Consider the following 15,088-nt stretch of genomic DNA (forward strand, 5'->3'; position numbering starts at 1 on the left):
GCCCTGCCGTGCCGAGTATGCAAGCCAAGCGGGTGAGAAAATTGAGGCTCCCGCTTTGGCCGGTCATGGCAGGCGTCACGGGGTAGTTGTTGCGCCGACATGGCCGGCGTGATAGTCGCGCGCTCTCTTGCGTCCGGACGTTGAGGTACCATCTAGCGATGGTGCCGGACTTTTGGACCAGCCTTCCCGGCAAGCCATTTTGAAAGAATGCCATGACCTTGTTCCTGACACATGCCCAGGCCACTGCCTCTGCCAGCAGCACCGGTTCGACCGTGATGCTGATTGCCCAATTTGTCCTGCTCGGTGCCGTATTCTGGTTCTTCCTCATCCGTCCCCAGCAAAAGCGGATGAAGGAACATGCCGCAAAGCTTGCCGCGACCAAGCGGGGCGACATGGTGGTCACTGGTGGCGGCATCATTGGTAAAGTTACCAAGGTCGATGACAGCGAACTCGAGGTCGAAATCGCCAATGGCGTAAAGGTGAAGGTCGTCAAAACAACGCTCAGCGATGTTCTTACGGCGACCGGCAAGCCCGCAAACGACTGAACCCGGCCAACCGGAGCCTGATACATGCTCGACTTCCCTCGCTGGAAAACCATCCTTGTTTCGCTCGCGGTGGTGCTCGGCGCAATTCTCGCGGCTCCGACGCTGTTGCCGTCTCAGTGGACCGATGGCTGGCCCGAATCCTTGCGGCCCAAAGTCAATCTTGGTCTCGATCTGGCTGGTGGCAGTCACATCATGCTCGAGGCTGACATACTGGATGTCCGCAAGCAGCGCATTGATGCGATGGAACGGTCAATCCGTGAAGCCATGCGCGGTCAACCGGGCGGCGCTGATGACATTTCCATCGGGGATCTCGTGCGTTCGGCGAACAGCATTTCTTTCCTCGTGCGCGACAGCAGCAAGATCGATGAGGTACGAGAGCGGCTGAATGCGCTGACGACAGGTGCCGGCTTGTCCGGTGAACGAACCTGGACGATAGAAGTGCGGGACTCCACTCGTGTGGTGATGACTCAGACCCGTGCCGGTCTTGACCAGTTTGTCACGGATGCGATGGTCGGGGCGCGTGACATCGTCGAAAAGCGGGTCAATGCGCTTGGCACCCGTGAACCGACGATTGTGTTGCAAGGCAATGATCGCATCGTGGTGCAGGTACCGGGCCTTCAAGACCCCAAGGACCTTAAGGACTTGTTGGGAAAAACCGCGCGGCTCGAATTCCGGATGGTTACTGTTGACCCCGCTGCGGGTGAACCGGTTCCAGCCGTGCCGCCGGTTGGCAGCGAAGTTGTGCCTTATGCCAACGGCCAGGGCATGGAGATCGTCAGCCGCCAGGTGATGATCTCTGGTGACCAGCTTGAAGACGCGCAACAGGGGTTTGACCAGCAGACTGGCCGGGCCGTCGTCAACATCACGTTCAATAGCCAGGGTGCGACGATCTTCTCTCGTGTTACCCGGGAAAATGTCGGCAAACGTTTTGCCATGCTGCTGGATGGTCAGGTCTTGTCAGCACCATCGATCAATGAACCGATCAATGGCGGTAATGCCCAGATCAGTGGCGGCTTTACCACTGAATCTGCCAATGCCTTGGCCATATCCCTGAAGTCAGGGGCGCTGCCGGTCAAACTGACGGTGGTCGAGGAACGGACAGTCGGTCCTGACTTAGGCAAGGAATCGATTGAAAAGGGCGCCATCGCAGCGGCTATCGCCACCTTGCTGACACTGGGATTCATGCTTGTCGTTTATGGGCGGTTTGGCCTCTATGCGGACATCGCGCTGGTCTTCAATATTCTGATGATCGTTGGTGCCATGGCCATCATGGGGTCAACCCTCACTCTGCCCGGTATCGCAGGCTTTGTGTTGACCATTGGCGCGGCCGTTGACGCGAACGTGCTGATCAACGAACGTATCCGGGAAGAACTCAATCGCGGCCGAAAGCCGCTGGCAGCGATCGAAACAGGCTATACCGAGGCCAGTCGCGCCATTTTTGACGCCAACATTACCAATGTTATCGCTGCGGCTCTCATGTTTGCGTTCGGTACCGGTCCGATCAAGGGATTTGCGGTGGTGTTGACCATCGGGATCATCACATCAGTCTTCACTGCCGTGACGGTAACCCGCATGTTTGTCGCCCGTTGGTTCCGGTCAGCACGACCGGCCACCATCAATATTTGACGGAAAAGGGCTGAATCATGAAGCTTCTCAAGCTCGTTCCTGACAATACCAACATCCAGTTTCTCAAATGGCGCAATGTTGCCATGATCATTTCGATCATCACGATTTTGGGATCGATTGCGCTTGTCGCTGTACGTGGGCTCAATTTCGGCGTTGACTTTGCCGGCGGCCAGATGGTGCGTGTGGAATTTGCGCAAGCGCCCAATGTCGATCGTTTGCGTGATCAGCTTTCGTCACTGTCCGAAGGTGACATCAGCGTGCAGACCTTTGGCAAACCTACCGATGTTGCCATTCGTATGCCGCTTCCCGACACATCGAACATGAGTGCTGTCGATGCCAAGGCAGCGGCAGATCGCGCGGCCCAGCAGTTGGTGACAGCCATTCAACGCAGCTATCCTGACGCTCAGGTCAGTTCGGTGGATACGGTGTCCGGGAAGGTGTCGGGAGAACTGCTGAGCACGGGCGCGTGGTCGCTGGCGCTCGCTATGCTGGCTATCTCAATCTATATCTGGTTCCGGTTTGAATGGCAGTTCGGTGTCGGAGCGCTTTTTGCCCTTTTCCACGACGTCGCATTGACCTTTGGATTCTTTGCGCTGACCCAGCTTGAGTTCAACCTGAATGTCGTGGCGGCTTTGCTGACCATCATTGGCTATTCGTTGAACGATACCATCGTCGTTTACGACCGCATTCGGGAAAATTTGAGGAAGTATCGCAAGATGCGAATGGTCGAGTTGCTTGACCTGTCGGTGAACGAGACCCTCGCCCGAACCGTTATGACCTCATTGACGATGCTTTTGGCCTTGGCAACTCTGGTGCTGTTGGGACCGGAAGTCATTTTCGGATTCTCGATCGCTATGCTGCTGGGCATCTTTGTCGGCACATATTCGTCAATTTACATGGCGGCGCCGATCCTAGTTTGGCTCAAAGTCGGCCCGGACAGCTTCCTGGCGCAGAGTGAGACGGAACCAACGGCCAAGCCGGTAGACCCGAACGCGGGGGCAGTGGTCTGAAGCGGCGCAGAAGCCCCGCTGATCCGGCGGGGTGCCTGTTTGGCAGCACAGCTGGTGTCAGGCGACGCGATTGCCGCCCTTCCAGACAGCGGTAACACGACCCTGGACGGGGAGGCCGTCAAATGGCGTGTTTCCTGCAAGACCGGGCATCCGCCGTGCGTCGACTTGCCAGGGTACTTCGGAGTCGATCAAGATCATGTCGGCTTCCAGGCCCAGTTCAAGTTTGCCAGCCGAAACGCCCAGCAATCGAGCCGGAGCGGCGGAAAGTAGTTCAAACAATCGTTGCAGGCTGATCAGGCCGTCGCGGACGAAGCCGAGGCCGGATGCCAACAAGGTTTCTGCCCCGGCCATGCCAGGCGCGGCATCCGCGAAAGGAAGGCGCTTGTCCTCTGGTCCGCGTGGATCATGGCCTGATGCCAAAACATCAATTGTTCCGTCGGAGAGTGCCTGAAGCGCTGCCTGTCTGTCTCGCTCGTGGCGAAGCGGTGGGGAAAGGCGGGAGAAGGTTCGCCATTCGCCAAGTGCGACCTCCGAAAGCAACAAGTGAGCTGGGGTAATGCCGCAGCTCACTGGCAGCCCGGCAGCTTTTGCCGACCGGATGAGATCAAATCCACGAGCCGTGGTTACCTGTCTGAAATGGACTGGTGCGCCGGTCTGCTCCACCAGCGTCAGGTCCCGGGCGATCGCCATCGCTTCGGCCAAGGCCGGAGCCGCTGGCAATCCCAAGCGCAAAGCCATTTCCCCTTCGGTAGCTACGGCATTGCGGGTGAGACCTTCATCCTCGCTATGGACAATGGTGGTAAGCCCCAATGCGCTGGCATAGGACAGCAGTCGGGCCATCACGCCTGCATCGGCAATCCTATGCCTGCCCGTTGCAACCGCCCGCGCTCCTGCGCGTTGCATCAAGCCCACCTCGGCCAGTTCCCTGCCATCGAGGCCGCGGGTTGCTGCGGCCAATGGATGAACCCAAAGGTCAGGCTTGCCACCCTTGGCAGCGCGTTCGATGAGGCCGGGATTGTCCAGTACCGGTGGACCATCCGGCATCAGGGCCGCACGCGTGATGCCACCGAAATGAAAGGCGCGGCGATCCGTTGCGAAAACGCCAAGGTCAATAATGCCAGGTGCGAGCAATTGGCCCCGAGCGTCAAAAGTCTCGACATCGAGTGAAGCCGCGTCCGGATTGATCGCGGCGATGCGGCCATTCTCGACGAGCAACGTGCCGCTTTGCGATACATCGGCGTCTGATCGCACAAGGCGGGCATTGATAATCAGCATCATGCTCATGCCCAGCCCTCCGCACCGCGTGCCTTGCGGGTCAGGACATCGAGGCAAGCCATGCGGACCGCAACGCCCATCTCCACCTGCTCGGTAATCGCAGAGCGTTCAGGATCGTCGGCTATTGCGCTGTCAATTTCGACGCCCCGGTTCATCGGTCCGGGATGCATGACCAAGGCATCGGGCTTGGCCAGCGCGAGACGGGTTGCGGTCAGGCCGAACAGAGCATGAAATTCGCGGGCGCTGGGAATGAAAGTTCCATCCATCCGTTCGTTCTGCAGGCGGAGCATCATCACAACATCCGCGCCGTCGAGCGCATCCTCGATGCGCGTGAACCGCTGGGCACCCAGCAGCTCAACCTCTTGCGGCACGAGTGTGGCCGGCCCTGCGACTCTCACCTGTGCACCCATGGTCGCAAGGCCAATCATGTTTGAGCGAGCAACACGGCTGTGGCGGATGTCTCCGCAAATCGCCACAATCAAGCCGTCAAGGCGACCCTTGCGGCGGCGAATGGTGAGGGCGTCGAGCAAGCCCTGCGTGGGATGTTCGTGCCAACCATCGCCGGCGTTAAGCACAGGGCAGTCCACCTTGTCAGCAATCAGCGCGACGGCGCCGGAACTCATGTGCCGGATAACCAGCGCGTCAGCGCGCATGGCGTTGAGCGTCATCGCTGTGTCGATCAGCGTTTCGCCTTTTTTGACGCTGGATTGGGCAACATGCATGTTGACCACATCGGCGCCGAGGCGTTTTCCTGCGATTTCGAAACTGAGCAGTGTGCGGGTACTGTTTTCGAAGAAGGCGTTGATCACCGTGAGGCCGTGGAGGACGTCGGCTTTTTTGACGGCGCCACTGCGCCCCAGATCGACCCAGCGCTCGGCTTCATCGAGCAGGAAGCTGATTTCCCATGGCTGCAGTCCGGCAAGGCCGAGCAGGTGAGGATGCGGGAAGGCTGCTGACCCGGCTGGGTAGCGGCTGAAGGGGGCGGGCGGTGGCGATGTCATTAAAGCGAAGCCATTACGCCGCGGCAGGGGCTGGTGCAAGGGGAGGGTGGATCAGGGGCGTGGAAGTAGCTGCGACGCGTAGAAATAGAGGGTCAGACAGAGTGGGATTTCGATCACGACCAAAGTAGTCAAGATACTGGAAATAGGCTGTTTTGTCGTTTTGTGACGGAGAATCTGCTGAGCGGCAAAGACGCCATTGGCGCCGCCGACGACAGCCCAGAAAATCAGGGTCGACTCCGCAACCCGCCAACCCCCGGTTTTCGCCTGATGCTTGTCCCAGACCATCAGGGCGAATCCGGTGAAACTGGCGAACAGCAACCAATAGAACGCGATCTCGGTTCGGCTCATGCCTGCCTGACCAGTGCATCGAGGGCCCCCTGGAGGATATAGGCGGCGGCGGCATTGTCGACGCGCTCGGCCCGTTTGGCCCGGCTCATGTCGGCGGCGATCATTGCCCGTTCGACAGCAGCGGTTGACCAACGTTCATCCCAAAGCAGGATAGGCAGGCCAAGGCTGCGGATATTGCGGGCAAAGGCGCGGACCGACTGGGTACGCGGGCTGTCACTGCCGTCGAGATTGAGAGGCAGGCCCACGATCAGGCCAACAACATGTTCGCGCTGCACTTGTGCCGTCAGGCTGGCCAGATCAGCCGAGTATTTGGTCCGCCTGACCAGATCGGCAGGAGTGGCAAAGGACCAGCCGGCATCACAAAGTGCCGTGCCGATGGTTTTTGTCCCGACATCCAGGCCGATGAGCCGTCCTCCCTCAGGCAGGGCGGCGGAGAAGGCGGCGACATCCTCTGTCAGCAGGACTGGTGCCTCGGTCACCCCTCAGCGTGCCTGAAACGCGGCCAGCCGTCGCCGTGCGTCAGCGCGGACATTGGCCCAGAACAGGGGATAGTCGAAGACATGGTAATTGTTGCCGGGCAGGACAAAGGGTCCGACCTCCGGGCCTTCGCCGATCAAGAGGAAACCGCGCCCGCCGTCGCAGCGGGCACCCGTCGCTCCAGGGAAGAGAGTGCCATCGGCAAAGCCGTCGTCCGCCTTGACAGTCCCGAGATTGGCCGAACGGGGGGCAGTGCCGTTTGCCGTGCCACTGATGGGATTGACGCACAGCATCGCACTGTCGCGACGTGACTGCCCATCAAATCCGATGCTGTTGTCATACACTTCGAGTATCAACGAGGGATCTGCGGGTTCGGCAAAGGTCTGCCAACCGAGCACGCAATTGGTGCTTTCCTGCCCTTCGCAAGCCGGCAGGCCCATCCGCGGCAGGTCGTGGCGAACCGACACAGGCCAGCCGACCACATATGCGGCGACAATACGCGAGGCGATGGGCCGCCCGGCTACCTTGTCTCTGAGCAGGCGCGTGAGGTGCAGCGCGCCCTGACTGTGCCCGGCGAGGATGATCGGCCGATCCGGACCGACATCGGCAAGGAACTGATCAAAGGCAGCCGAGACATCGCCGTAGGCGACATTCAGGGCACGATTGGCGGTATCTGTATCCTCTGTCAAAAAGGCGCCCATGGCCGCCTGTTGATAGCGGGGCACCCAGACATCGCCGGCCCCGGCCATCGTCGAGGCCATGCCACGAACGAACAGCAAAGCTCGCCAATTGGCTTCGGCGTCATCCAGCGGCGCATTCCAATGATCCCGCTTGAGATAGCTGGTTGGGTGTATGAAAAAGATGGCAGCATTGCCGCGTTCCGGTTCGACCGGAACGCGCGGCGGATTGGCCACAGGGCCTTCGGCAGGGTCGCGGGTAGCCGTGTCGATAGCGCGCGGCATCCAAAGGGTGGGATTATCGCCGGTCATGCCGGCTCGAGCGATCCACATGGCATTTTCGGCATAGCCTTGCCGCAGCGGTTGGGGTTCGCGAAACTCCTCTGTTGGTACCATCGCCGCCCGCATGAACGGACCGGGGTTGAGGCGATAGGCGACAGCAAGAACGATAACCAGGGCGATAACAAACGCCACCAGATAGAGGAATTTCCGGACCACAGGCCATCCTTTGCATCCGCCGCGCGCACCACCCGGCATCCGGCGAAATAGGTTGCCAGTCCGGGGCGCGCAATGCCAGAGTGATTGTGATCAGACCGGGAGAGCGGGCCATGGCCGAAGGCAGCAGTCAACGTATCGATGTCCGCGACATTCCCTGGGCCGCGCGGCCATGGATCATGGCCATGGTCGGCACAGCAGCAGGCTGGATATTCTGGTGGGCGGTTACCTCGGCCGATCAATCAGGGCAGGACATGGCGCTGTCCCGCGGATGGTCGGTAACAGCGACATTCGTCGCTGTGGCCGCAATCAGCTTCATCATGACAGTGGAGCTTCGCCGACTCCACTGGGCGACTGGCTTTGCCCTGTTCTGGGGCGCGATCATCGCTTTTGTTGGCTGGTCATCCCTGGGCTATAACCGTGGTTTCGAACTGGTCAGCCTGTCGTTTCTGGCGTCGATATTCGCCGTTTTGCTGGCCGCCCCACTGTTCCAGACGGCACGTGACGAGGGCGGTTGGCGCTTCCCGCCATTGGCGGTGCAGATGCATGCATGGACCGACGCGGTAATCGGTGCGACCGGCATGGTTTTCGTGGGAATAAGCTTTGCGCTGTTTGCCCTGATCGCTGGTCTGTTCGACCTGATTGGCATCGAATTTTTCTCTAACCTGCTCAAGGAAGGCTGGTTCGGCCTGATGCTCGCCGGTTCCGCATTTGGCGCGGCGGTCGGCATCCTGCGCGAGCGGGATGCATTGGTTGGCACCATGCAGCGGCTGGTGCGGATCATTCTTTCGGTTCTGGCGCCGGTGTTGGCTTTTGCGCTGGTTCTCTTCCTGCTTTCCCTGCCAGTCACTGGACTCGCCGGGCTGTGGGATGGCTGGGTATCGGCGGCGGTATTGACCCTGCTTGCAGCGGCAGGATGCTTCATTTTGCTCAATGCCGCGATTGGCCCAAAGGATGGCGATGAGGTTGGAGACGGGGAGGCCAAGCCGGTTCAACCGGTTTTGCTCTGGTCGGCACTGGTCCTGGCGCTGGTAGTGCTTCCGTTGGCGCTGCTGGCCGTTTCAGCCCTTTGGTTGCGGATCGGGCAATATGGTTGGACGCCTGAACGCATCTGGGGTCTGCTGTCGGCGCTGATTGCCTTGGCCTATGGGATTGCGGGCTGGTGGGCGGTGATTCGTCAGCGGCTCGGCTTTTCCTCCCTGCTTCGGATCCTGGAAACGCGGCTGGCGCTGGCAGTTTGTGGGCTGGCGTTGTTGCTTTCGCTACCGATTGTTGACTTTGGAGCGATTTCGGCGCGCGACCAGCTGTCACGGCTGCAATCCGGTGCGGTCAAACCGGCCGATTTTGACTGGGCAGCGATGGCGTTTGATTTCGGTCCGGCCGGGCGGGCGGCGCTGGAGCGTCTCGCTCGCACTGGTCCGGCGGATCAGCGCGAACTGGCTGGTGAGGCGCTTAAGGCCGAGGACCGCTACAGGCTTGCGAATGCGCAGCGCAACGCGCCCGACAGTGCCACGATCAGGCAGGCGATGGTGATCCGTCCCGCAGGACGCGCCGTGCCTGACGCTGCCGTGAGAGTCATCCGCCAGATGGGTCTGTGCGGCGCCGGAACATGTCTTGTGCAGTGGATAGACGATGAACGTTTCGTGCTGGTGTCTGGTCGCGAGGAAGGCGAATATCCCCTGGTCGTGCTGTTCACCTCCGCTGAGGATGGTGCCCAATGGTCGAGCAATTACCTCAACAGCGGGGCTTCCCAGCTGACCGGTGATCTGGAAGCCGTCCGGATTGAGGCGCGCCCGGTCAGCCGGCGACAGGTGTACGTCAATGGCCAGCCGGTCGGGGATGAGTTCGAATAGGGCAGCGGCGGCCGGGCTGACAGGACCGGGTCGCGGGGTTGGCGCTTGAAGCAAGCGGCTCCCCCTGCTAGCGGCTGATCTCCGCACTTTTGCAAGCCAAGGATGATGCGCCAGCATGTCTGTCGATAATGCCACCGTGACCAAGATCGCCAAGCTAGCCCGCATCGCCGTGAGCGATGCCGAGGTTGAAGCCCTGGTCCCCGAACTCAACAATATTCTCGGCTGGGTAGAGCAATTGGGTGAAGTGGATGTGACCGGTGTGGAGCCGATGACAGCGGTGATCCCCAACACGCTGCGGTTGCGGGACGATGTGGTCAATGCCGATCCGCTGACCGGTGGCAATGTGCGTGACAAGGTGCTGGCCAATGCCCCTGAACCGCAACATGGCTTTTTCGGCGTGCCCAAGGTGATTGAGTGAGTGCCAAAGGCATGAATCCGATCATCCCGTGCAGCCGCGCAGTGGCGACTGGCACGGGATCCAGAAACGAAAACCGGAATGCGATCCCGCTCTGGGTCCCGGCCTTGGCCGGGGAACTTCGAGAGATTTTGATATGACCAACCTGACCGACCTTGGCATTGCCGCGATCCGCGATGGTGTGCGCGATGGCAGCTTTTCGGCTGTCGAGGTGGCCACCGCTTTCAACGCTGCGGTGGATGGCGCGGACGCGCTGAATGCCTTTATCGTCAAGACGCCGGAGCATGCGCTTGCTGCTGCCAAGGCTGCCGACGATGCGAGGGCCAAGGGTGAGACGCTGGGCGCAATGGCCGGCGTGCCGATTGGCATGAAGGATTTGTTCGCGACGCAGGGCGTGCAGACCACGGCGGCGAGCCACATGCTTGAGGGTTTCGTACCCCAGTATGAATCGACCGTGTCGGCCAAGCTGTGGGCGGCGGGTGCCGGGATGCTGGGCAAGCTCAACCTCGACCAGTTTGCCATGGGGTCGTCGAACGAAACGAGCTATTTCGGCAATGTGATTTCGCCCTGGCGTCGCAACAATGGCGATACGGCTCCGCTGGCGCCGGGTGGATCGTCGGGTGGCTCGTCGGCGGCGATTGCCGCACGGCTGTGCCCGGCGGCGACCGGTACCGACACGGGCGGGTCGATCCGCCAGCCGGCGGCCTTTACCGGCATTTCGGGTATCAAGCCGACCTATGGCCGCTGTTCGCGCTGGGGCATCGTCGCCTTTGCTTCGAGCCTCGATCAGGCCGGGCCGATGGCGCGTGACGTGCGCGATTGCGCGATCATGCTCGAAGCCATGGCCGGCTTTGACCCCAAGGATGCGACCAGCCTCGACATGGCGGTGCCGCAGTGGGAAGCAGGCCTGAACGCCGACCTCAAGGGCAAGCGCGTTGGCATTCCCAAGGAATATCGCGTTGATGGCATCGACGCCGATATCGCCAGGGTGTGGGATGATGGGATCAAGTGGCTGAAGGACGCGGGCGCGGAGATCGTCGATATCTCGCTGCCGCACACCAAATATGCGCTGCCGACCTATTATATCATCGCCCCGGCCGAAGCCTCGTCGAACCTCGCCCGCTATGATGGCGTTCGCTATGGCCTGCGTGACCTGCCGCAGGGTGCGGGTTTGCAGGACATGTATGCGGCGACGCGGGCGGCGGGCTTTGGCCCCGAGGTCAAACGGCGCATCATGATCGGCACCTATGTGTTGAGCGCGGGCTTCTATGACGCCTATTACACGCAGGCGCAGAAGGTGCGGGCGCTGATCGCCCGGGATTTCGAACAGGCCTGGAACAGTTGCGACGTCATCCTGACGCCAACCGCGCCGAGCGCGGCATTTGGCCTCGGCGACAAGACCGCTGATCCGCTGTCGATGTATCTCAACGACGTGTTTGCGGTGCCAGCGTCGCTTGCCGGCCTGCCGGCGATGTCGGTACCCGGCGGACTCGATGCCCAAGGGTTGCCGCTGGGCCTCCAGATCATCGGCAGGGCATTTGACGAGCAGGGCGTTCTCAACGCCGGCCTCGCAATAGAACAGCGCAGCGGCTTCAACGCGCGCGCGGACAAGTGGTGGTAAGATGAGCAACTATCGTATCAAGGGCGAAACAGGTGAGTGGGAGGTCGTCATCGGCCTCGAAGTCCATGCCCAGATCACCACGCAGGCCAAGCTCTTCTCTGGCGCGGCCACCGCTTTCGGGGCCGAGCCCAATACGCAGGTGAGCCTCGTCGACGCGGCGATGCCGGGGATGCTGCCGGTGCCGAACCGTGAATGCATCCGCCAGGCGGTGCGCACGGGTCTCGCCATCGAGGCCGAGATCAACCAGTGGAGCCGGTTCGACCGCAAGAATTATTTCTATGCCGACTTGCCGCAGGGTTACCAGATCAGCCAGCTGTATCATCCACTTGTTGGCGAAGGCTCGCTGACAATCGAGGCGGATGAGAAGGCGGGCATCCCGGAGGCGAAGCGCATTGGCATCGAGCGGATCCACGTCGAGCAGGACGCCGGCAAGCTGATGCATGACCAGCATCCGTCGATGTCCTTTGTCGATCTCAACCGGTCGGGCGTGGCGTTGATGGAGATTGTCAGCCGGCCGGACATGCGCTCGCCGGCGGAAGCGGGTGCCTATGTCCGCAAGCTGCGTTCGATCCTGCGCTATGTCGGTTCGTGCGACGGAAACATGGAAGAAGGCTCGATGCGTGCCGACGTCAACGTTTCGGTGCGCAAACCGGGCGAGGAATTCGGGACGCGGACCGAGACCAAGAACGTCAATTCGGTGCGGTTTGTCATGGCGGCGATTGAGTATGAGGCGAAACGCCAGATCGAGCTGATCGAGAGCGGCGGCACGGTGGTGCAGGAAACGCGGCTGTTCGATCCCGACAAGGGCGTGACGCGGTCGATGCGATCCAAGGAGGATGCGCATGACTATCGCTACTTCCCCGATCCCGACCTGTTGCCGCTGGTGCTCGACGATGCCTTTGTCGCCGAATGCCGGGCGAGCCTGCCCGAGCTGCCCGACGCCAAACGGGCACGGTACGAAGGCGCAGGCATAAGCGCCTATGCTGCGGGTGTTCTGACGGCGGAAGTCGAGGCGGCGCGCTGGTTCGATGCGTTGCTGGATACAGGCGCCAAGCCTGTGGCAGCCGCCAACTGGGTAACCTCCGAGCTATTCGGCGCGCTCAACCGGTTGGGCCGCGAGATCAGCGACAGCCCGGTGAGCCCGACGCAGGCAGCCGAGTTGCTGGCGCTGGTCGATGACGGCACCCTGTCTGGCAGCCTTGCCAAGCAGGTCTTTGAGAAAATGCTGGAAACCGGCGATACGGCTGGGGTCATTGTCGAGCGCGATGGCCTCAGGCAGACAAGCGATACTGGCGCGATCGAGGCGGCGGTTGACGAGGTGCTCGCCGCCAATGCCGACAAGGTCGAGCAGTATCGGGCGGGCAAGGAAGCCCTGTTCGGATTCTTCGTGGGGCAGACGATGAAGGCGATGGGCGGCAAGGCCAATCCCAAGATGGTCAATGAGGTGATCCGCGCCAAGCTGGGTTGACACCGGTCAGGGCGCGGCAGGTAGCTCCTGCGGGCCGCGGCCCGGATAGACGGTATCGCCACCATCCGGCAGGGATTCGGGGGGCGTCGCATCCGGCCCAGTGGGAACGGGTTGTTCCACCGGTGACGGCGTTGCGGGTGTCTCGTCAGGTGATTGCGGGTTGATCGTGTCGGGTCGTGGGCTGGTGGCCATGGTCATTCTCCCGGGATGGCGAACCGCAAGGGTCCACCGGTTCTGTCCCCTACGGTCTGGCAGGCTGACAGTTCCACGTCATTGATCTGGCGCATGACGGGACCGTTTGGAGCAAGAAGGCACAGGGGCTTTCACAGGGGAGGGGACTCGCCCCTTGCCCTATCCCCCCTCGCTGCTATAGAGCCGCCCGACCGGCGAACCGCCGAGGTCCAGTTCGTGCGCGGAACGCGCATGGCCGGGGCAGACAGGCGGGCGTGGCGGAATTGGTAGACGCGCTGGTTTTAGGTACCAGTATCGCAAGATGTGGGGGTTCGAGTCCCTTCGCCCGCACCAGTTGCCATGCCTGACAGGGCCTTCGCGTCGCGGAGGGCCGGTTGAACAGAGTTTTTGCTGCATTTGATGCAGGTCGATTGAGAAAGCGCCGGATAAGACGATGAAGCATGTCGAAACGTTGAACGAGGGCCTGAAGCGCGCCTATTCGCTGACCATCACCGCTCAGGACATTGAAGCCCGGGTGACTGAGGAACTGAAGGCCATTGCGCCGACCGTGCGCATGCCCGGTTTCCGCCCCGGCAAGGTGCCTGCCAATCTGGTGCGCAAGCTCCACGGCGAAGCGCTGGCTGGTGAAGCCCTGCAAAAGTCGGTGCAGGAAGGCGTCGATACGCTGATGCGCGCCGAAAAGCTGCGTCCGGCGATGCAGCCGAGCGTCGCCCTGGGCGAAGGCTATGCCCATGGCAAGGATGCCGAAGTCACGGTTGAGCTGGAAGTGCTCCCGGAATTCGAACTTCCCTCGCTCGACAATATCGTGCTCGAGCGCCTGACCGTGCCGGCCGATGAAGCCGCGATTGACGCGCAGGTTCAGCGTCTGCTTGGCCAGATGAAGCAGTTTGAAGATGCCCCTGCCAAGCACAAGGCGAAGAGCGGCGATCAGGTTGTCATCGACTTTGAAGGCAGTGTCGACGGCGTGCTGTTCGATGGCGGCAAGGGCGAAGACATGGCGGTCGAAATCGGTTCGGGCATGCTGATTCCGGGTTTTGAAGACCAGCTGATCGGGGCCAAGATCGACGAAGAGCGGACGCTCAATGTCACTTTCCCTGAGGATTATCAGGCAGAGAATCTGAAGGGCAAGGCCGCCCAGTTCGCGATCAAGGTCAAGGCGGTCAAGGTGCCCGCCGAAGCAAGGGCTGACGACGATTTCGCCAAGCAGCTCGGCCTGGAAAGCATGGAGCAGCTTCGCGGTATCCTCAAGGATCAAGCCGAACAGGAGCTGAATGGTCTGACCCGCACCCACATGAAGCGTCGCCTGCTCGACCAGCTGGCCGCCGCCCATGATTTCCCGGTCCCGCCGACCATGGTCGAAGCCGAATATGCCCAGATTTGGCAGCAGCTTGAGCAGGAAGCCCTGCGTGAGGACGATGTCGAGGCCGCCAAGGCAGAGCTGGAAAAGGACAAGGATGAGTATCGTGGCATTGCCGAACGTCGCGTCCGCCTCGGCCTGCTCCTCTCGGAAATCGGTCAGGCCAATGGCGTGACGGTTGCCCAGCAGGAAATGAACCGCCTGATCGCTCAGGCCGCGCAGCAGTATCGTCCGGAAGACCGCCAGCGTTTCGTCGAATATATCCAGCAGGATCCATTGGCGGCTGCCCAGCTGCGCGCGCCGCTGTTCGAGGACAAGGTCGTAGACTTCCTGTTTGACAAGGCGACGATCACTGATCGTGAAGTGACCCGCGAAGAGCTGGAAGCGGCGATCGAAGCTGACGACGACGGCCATGTCCATGGCCCGGGCTGTGGCCACGACCACAGCCATGACGAAAAGCCCAAGGCCAAGAAGGCTCCGGCGAAGAAGGCCAAGGCTGACGAGGCTGCCGCAGAAGACAAGCCGGCGAAGAAGCCGGCGGCCAAGAAGGCCAAGGCTGACGAGGCACCTGCAGCCGAAGCCGCGGAGAAGCCAAAGAAGGCTCCGGCCAAGAAGGCCGCCAAGAAGGACTGATGATACCCACCGCCGGCCACTTCACCAGAAGGGCCGGCGGTTTGGTAACGGGCTGTCAATAATTGTCCTGAGATATCGGCCCCTCTTGAACGGGC

At 61.2% G+C, this 15,088-nt stretch carries 14 protein-coding genes and 1 tRNA gene; 9 read left to right on the top strand and 6 right to left on the bottom strand.

Translation table 11 applies throughout. The features are described 5' to 3' along the window. Positions 1-218 precede the first annotated feature (218 nt). From yajC to secF, 3 genes are read left to right on the top strand one after another with little or no spacing between them, the layout of a single operon-like run. A complete protein-coding gene (gene yajC / locus GV829_RS11280) occupies positions 219-545 on the top strand; it encodes a preprotein translocase subunit YajC (protein ID WP_169948269.1) in 327 nt (108 codons plus the stop codon). A 24-nt stretch (positions 546-569) separates the two neighbouring features. Next, entirely contained in the window at positions 570-2,171 is a 1,602-nt protein-coding gene (gene secD / locus GV829_RS11285) for a protein translocase subunit SecD (protein WP_169946730.1), read from the top strand. 17 nt (positions 2,172-2,188) lie between these two features. Next, complete coding sequence (secF, locus tag GV829_RS11290) at positions 2,189-3,181, top strand: protein translocase subunit SecF (RefSeq protein WP_169946732.1); 993 nt, start codon at positions 2,189-2,191, stop codon at positions 3,179-3,181. A gap of 57 nt (positions 3,182-3,238) precedes the next feature. Here secF and GV829_RS11295 read toward each other — a convergent pair whose 3' ends face one another. From GV829_RS11295 to GV829_RS11315, 5 genes are read right to left on the bottom strand one after another with little or no spacing between them, the layout of a single operon-like run. Further along, positions 3,239-4,465 carry a dihydroorotase gene (locus GV829_RS11295; protein ID WP_169946734.1) on the bottom strand — a complete coding sequence of 409 codons (1,227 nt, stop codon included), beginning with the start codon at positions 4,463-4,465 and terminating at the stop codon, positions 3,239-3,241. Beyond that, complete coding sequence (locus GV829_RS11300) at positions 4,462-5,457, bottom strand: aspartate carbamoyltransferase catalytic subunit (protein WP_169946736.1); 996 nt, start codon at positions 5,455-5,457, stop codon at positions 4,462-4,464. Before GV829_RS11300 ends, GV829_RS11295 begins: the two co-directional genes overlap by 4 nt. Before the next feature lie 51 nt (positions 5,458-5,508). Then, complete coding sequence (locus GV829_RS11305; RefSeq protein WP_169946738.1) at positions 5,509-5,805, bottom strand: DUF1294 domain-containing protein; 297 nt, start codon at positions 5,803-5,805, stop codon at positions 5,509-5,511. Next, positions 5,802-6,266 (bottom strand): Holliday junction resolvase RuvX, encoded by a 465-nt coding sequence (gene ruvX / locus GV829_RS11310; protein ID WP_169948272.1) that lies wholly within the window; start codon positions 6,264-6,266, stop codon positions 5,802-5,804. The genes GV829_RS11305 and ruvX overlap by 4 nt, the downstream gene beginning before the upstream one ends. A 21-nt stretch (positions 6,267-6,287) precedes the next feature. Further along, positions 6,288-7,457, bottom strand: coding sequence for a DUF3089 domain-containing protein (locus tag GV829_RS11315; protein WP_169946740.1), 1,170 nt, complete (start codon positions 7,455-7,457; stop codon positions 6,288-6,290). Between the two features lie 110 nt (positions 7,458-7,567). Here GV829_RS11315 and GV829_RS11320 point away from each other — a divergent pair, with 110 nt between their 5' ends. The 4 genes from GV829_RS11320 to gatB all read left to right on the top strand — a co-directional run bounded on the left by GV829_RS11320 (position 7,568) and on the right by gatB (position 12,811). Further along, positions 7,568-9,307: a DUF4153 domain-containing protein gene (locus tag GV829_RS11320; protein ID WP_169946742.1), complete on the top strand. Its 1,740-nt coding sequence runs from the start codon at positions 7,568-7,570 to the stop codon at positions 9,305-9,307. A 115-nt stretch (positions 9,308-9,422) separates the two neighbouring features. Next, positions 9,423-9,725 (top strand): Asp-tRNA(Asn)/Glu-tRNA(Gln) amidotransferase subunit GatC, encoded by a 303-nt coding sequence (gatC, locus tag GV829_RS11325; RefSeq protein ID WP_169946744.1) that lies wholly within the window; start codon positions 9,423-9,425, stop codon positions 9,723-9,725. 133 nt (positions 9,726-9,858) lie between these two features. Beyond that, entirely contained in the window at positions 9,859-11,343 is a 1,485-nt protein-coding gene (gene gatA, locus GV829_RS11330; RefSeq protein ID WP_169946746.1) for an Asp-tRNA(Asn)/Glu-tRNA(Gln) amidotransferase subunit GatA, read from the top strand. A gap of 1 nt (position 11,344) precedes the next feature. Then, positions 11,345-12,811: an Asp-tRNA(Asn)/Glu-tRNA(Gln) amidotransferase subunit GatB gene (gatB, locus tag GV829_RS11335; protein ID WP_169946748.1), complete on the top strand. Its 1,467-nt coding sequence runs from the start codon at positions 11,345-11,347 to the stop codon at positions 12,809-12,811. 6 nt (positions 12,812-12,817) lie between these two features. On the opposite strand, the gene GV829_RS11340 is transcribed toward gatB, so the two are convergent. Further along, the gene (locus GV829_RS11340) at positions 12,818-13,003 is read right to left on the bottom strand and encodes a hypothetical protein (protein WP_169946750.1); all 186 of its coding nucleotides are present in this window, start codon (positions 13,001-13,003) and stop codon (positions 12,818-12,820) included. A 248-nt stretch (positions 13,004-13,251) separates the two neighbouring features. On the opposite strand from GV829_RS11340, the gene GV829_RS11345 reads away from it, so the two are divergent. Together GV829_RS11345 and tig are read left to right on the top strand one after the other, a co-directional pair. Beyond that, positions 13,252-13,336: transfer RNA gene (locus GV829_RS11345), tRNA-Leu, on the top strand. Between the two features lie 100 nt (positions 13,337-13,436). After that, positions 13,437-14,993, top strand: a complete 1,557-nt coding sequence (gene tig, locus GV829_RS11350; protein ID WP_169946752.1) for a trigger factor — start codon at positions 13,437-13,439, stop codon at positions 14,991-14,993. Positions 14,994-15,088 lie beyond the last annotated feature (95 nt).

Origin of the sequence: Sphingomonas lacunae (genome assembly GCF_012979535.1) — a bacterium.
Classification (GTDB): Bacteria; Pseudomonadota; Alphaproteobacteria; order Sphingomonadales; family Sphingomonadaceae; genus Sphingopyxis; species Sphingopyxis lacunae.

Coding starts and splice junctions, on each gene's coding strand:
- secF (WP_169946732.1), top strand. CDS start 2,189: ATGAAGCTTCTCAAGCTCGTTCCTGACAATACCAACATCCAGTTTCTC.
- GV829_RS11320 (WP_169946742.1), top strand. CDS start 7,568: ATGGCCGAAGGCAGCAGTCAACGTATCGATGTCCGCGACATTCCCTGG.
- gatB (WP_169946748.1), top strand. CDS start 11,345: ATGAGCAACTATCGTATCAAGGGCGAAACAGGTGAGTGGGAGGTCGTC.
- GV829_RS11300 (WP_169946736.1), bottom strand. CDS start 5,457: ATGACATCGCCACCGCCCGCCCCCTTCAGCCGCTACCCAGCCGGGTCA.
- GV829_RS11340 (WP_169946750.1), bottom strand. CDS start 13,003: ATGGCCACCAGCCCACGACCCGACACGATCAACCCGCAATCACCTGAC.
- gatC (WP_169946744.1), top strand. CDS start 9,423: ATGTCTGTCGATAATGCCACCGTGACCAAGATCGCCAAGCTAGCCCGC.
- gatA (WP_169946746.1), top strand. CDS start 9,859: ATGACCAACCTGACCGACCTTGGCATTGCCGCGATCCGCGATGGTGTG.
- GV829_RS11295 (WP_169946734.1), bottom strand. CDS start 4,465: ATGAGCATGATGCTGATTATCAATGCCCGCCTTGTGCGATCAGACGCC.
- secD (WP_169946730.1), top strand. CDS start 570: ATGCTCGACTTCCCTCGCTGGAAAACCATCCTTGTTTCGCTCGCGGTG.
- tig (WP_169946752.1), top strand. CDS start 13,437: ATGAAGCATGTCGAAACGTTGAACGAGGGCCTGAAGCGCGCCTATTCG.
- GV829_RS11305 (WP_169946738.1), bottom strand. CDS start 5,805: ATGAGCCGAACCGAGATCGCGTTCTATTGGTTGCTGTTCGCCAGTTTC.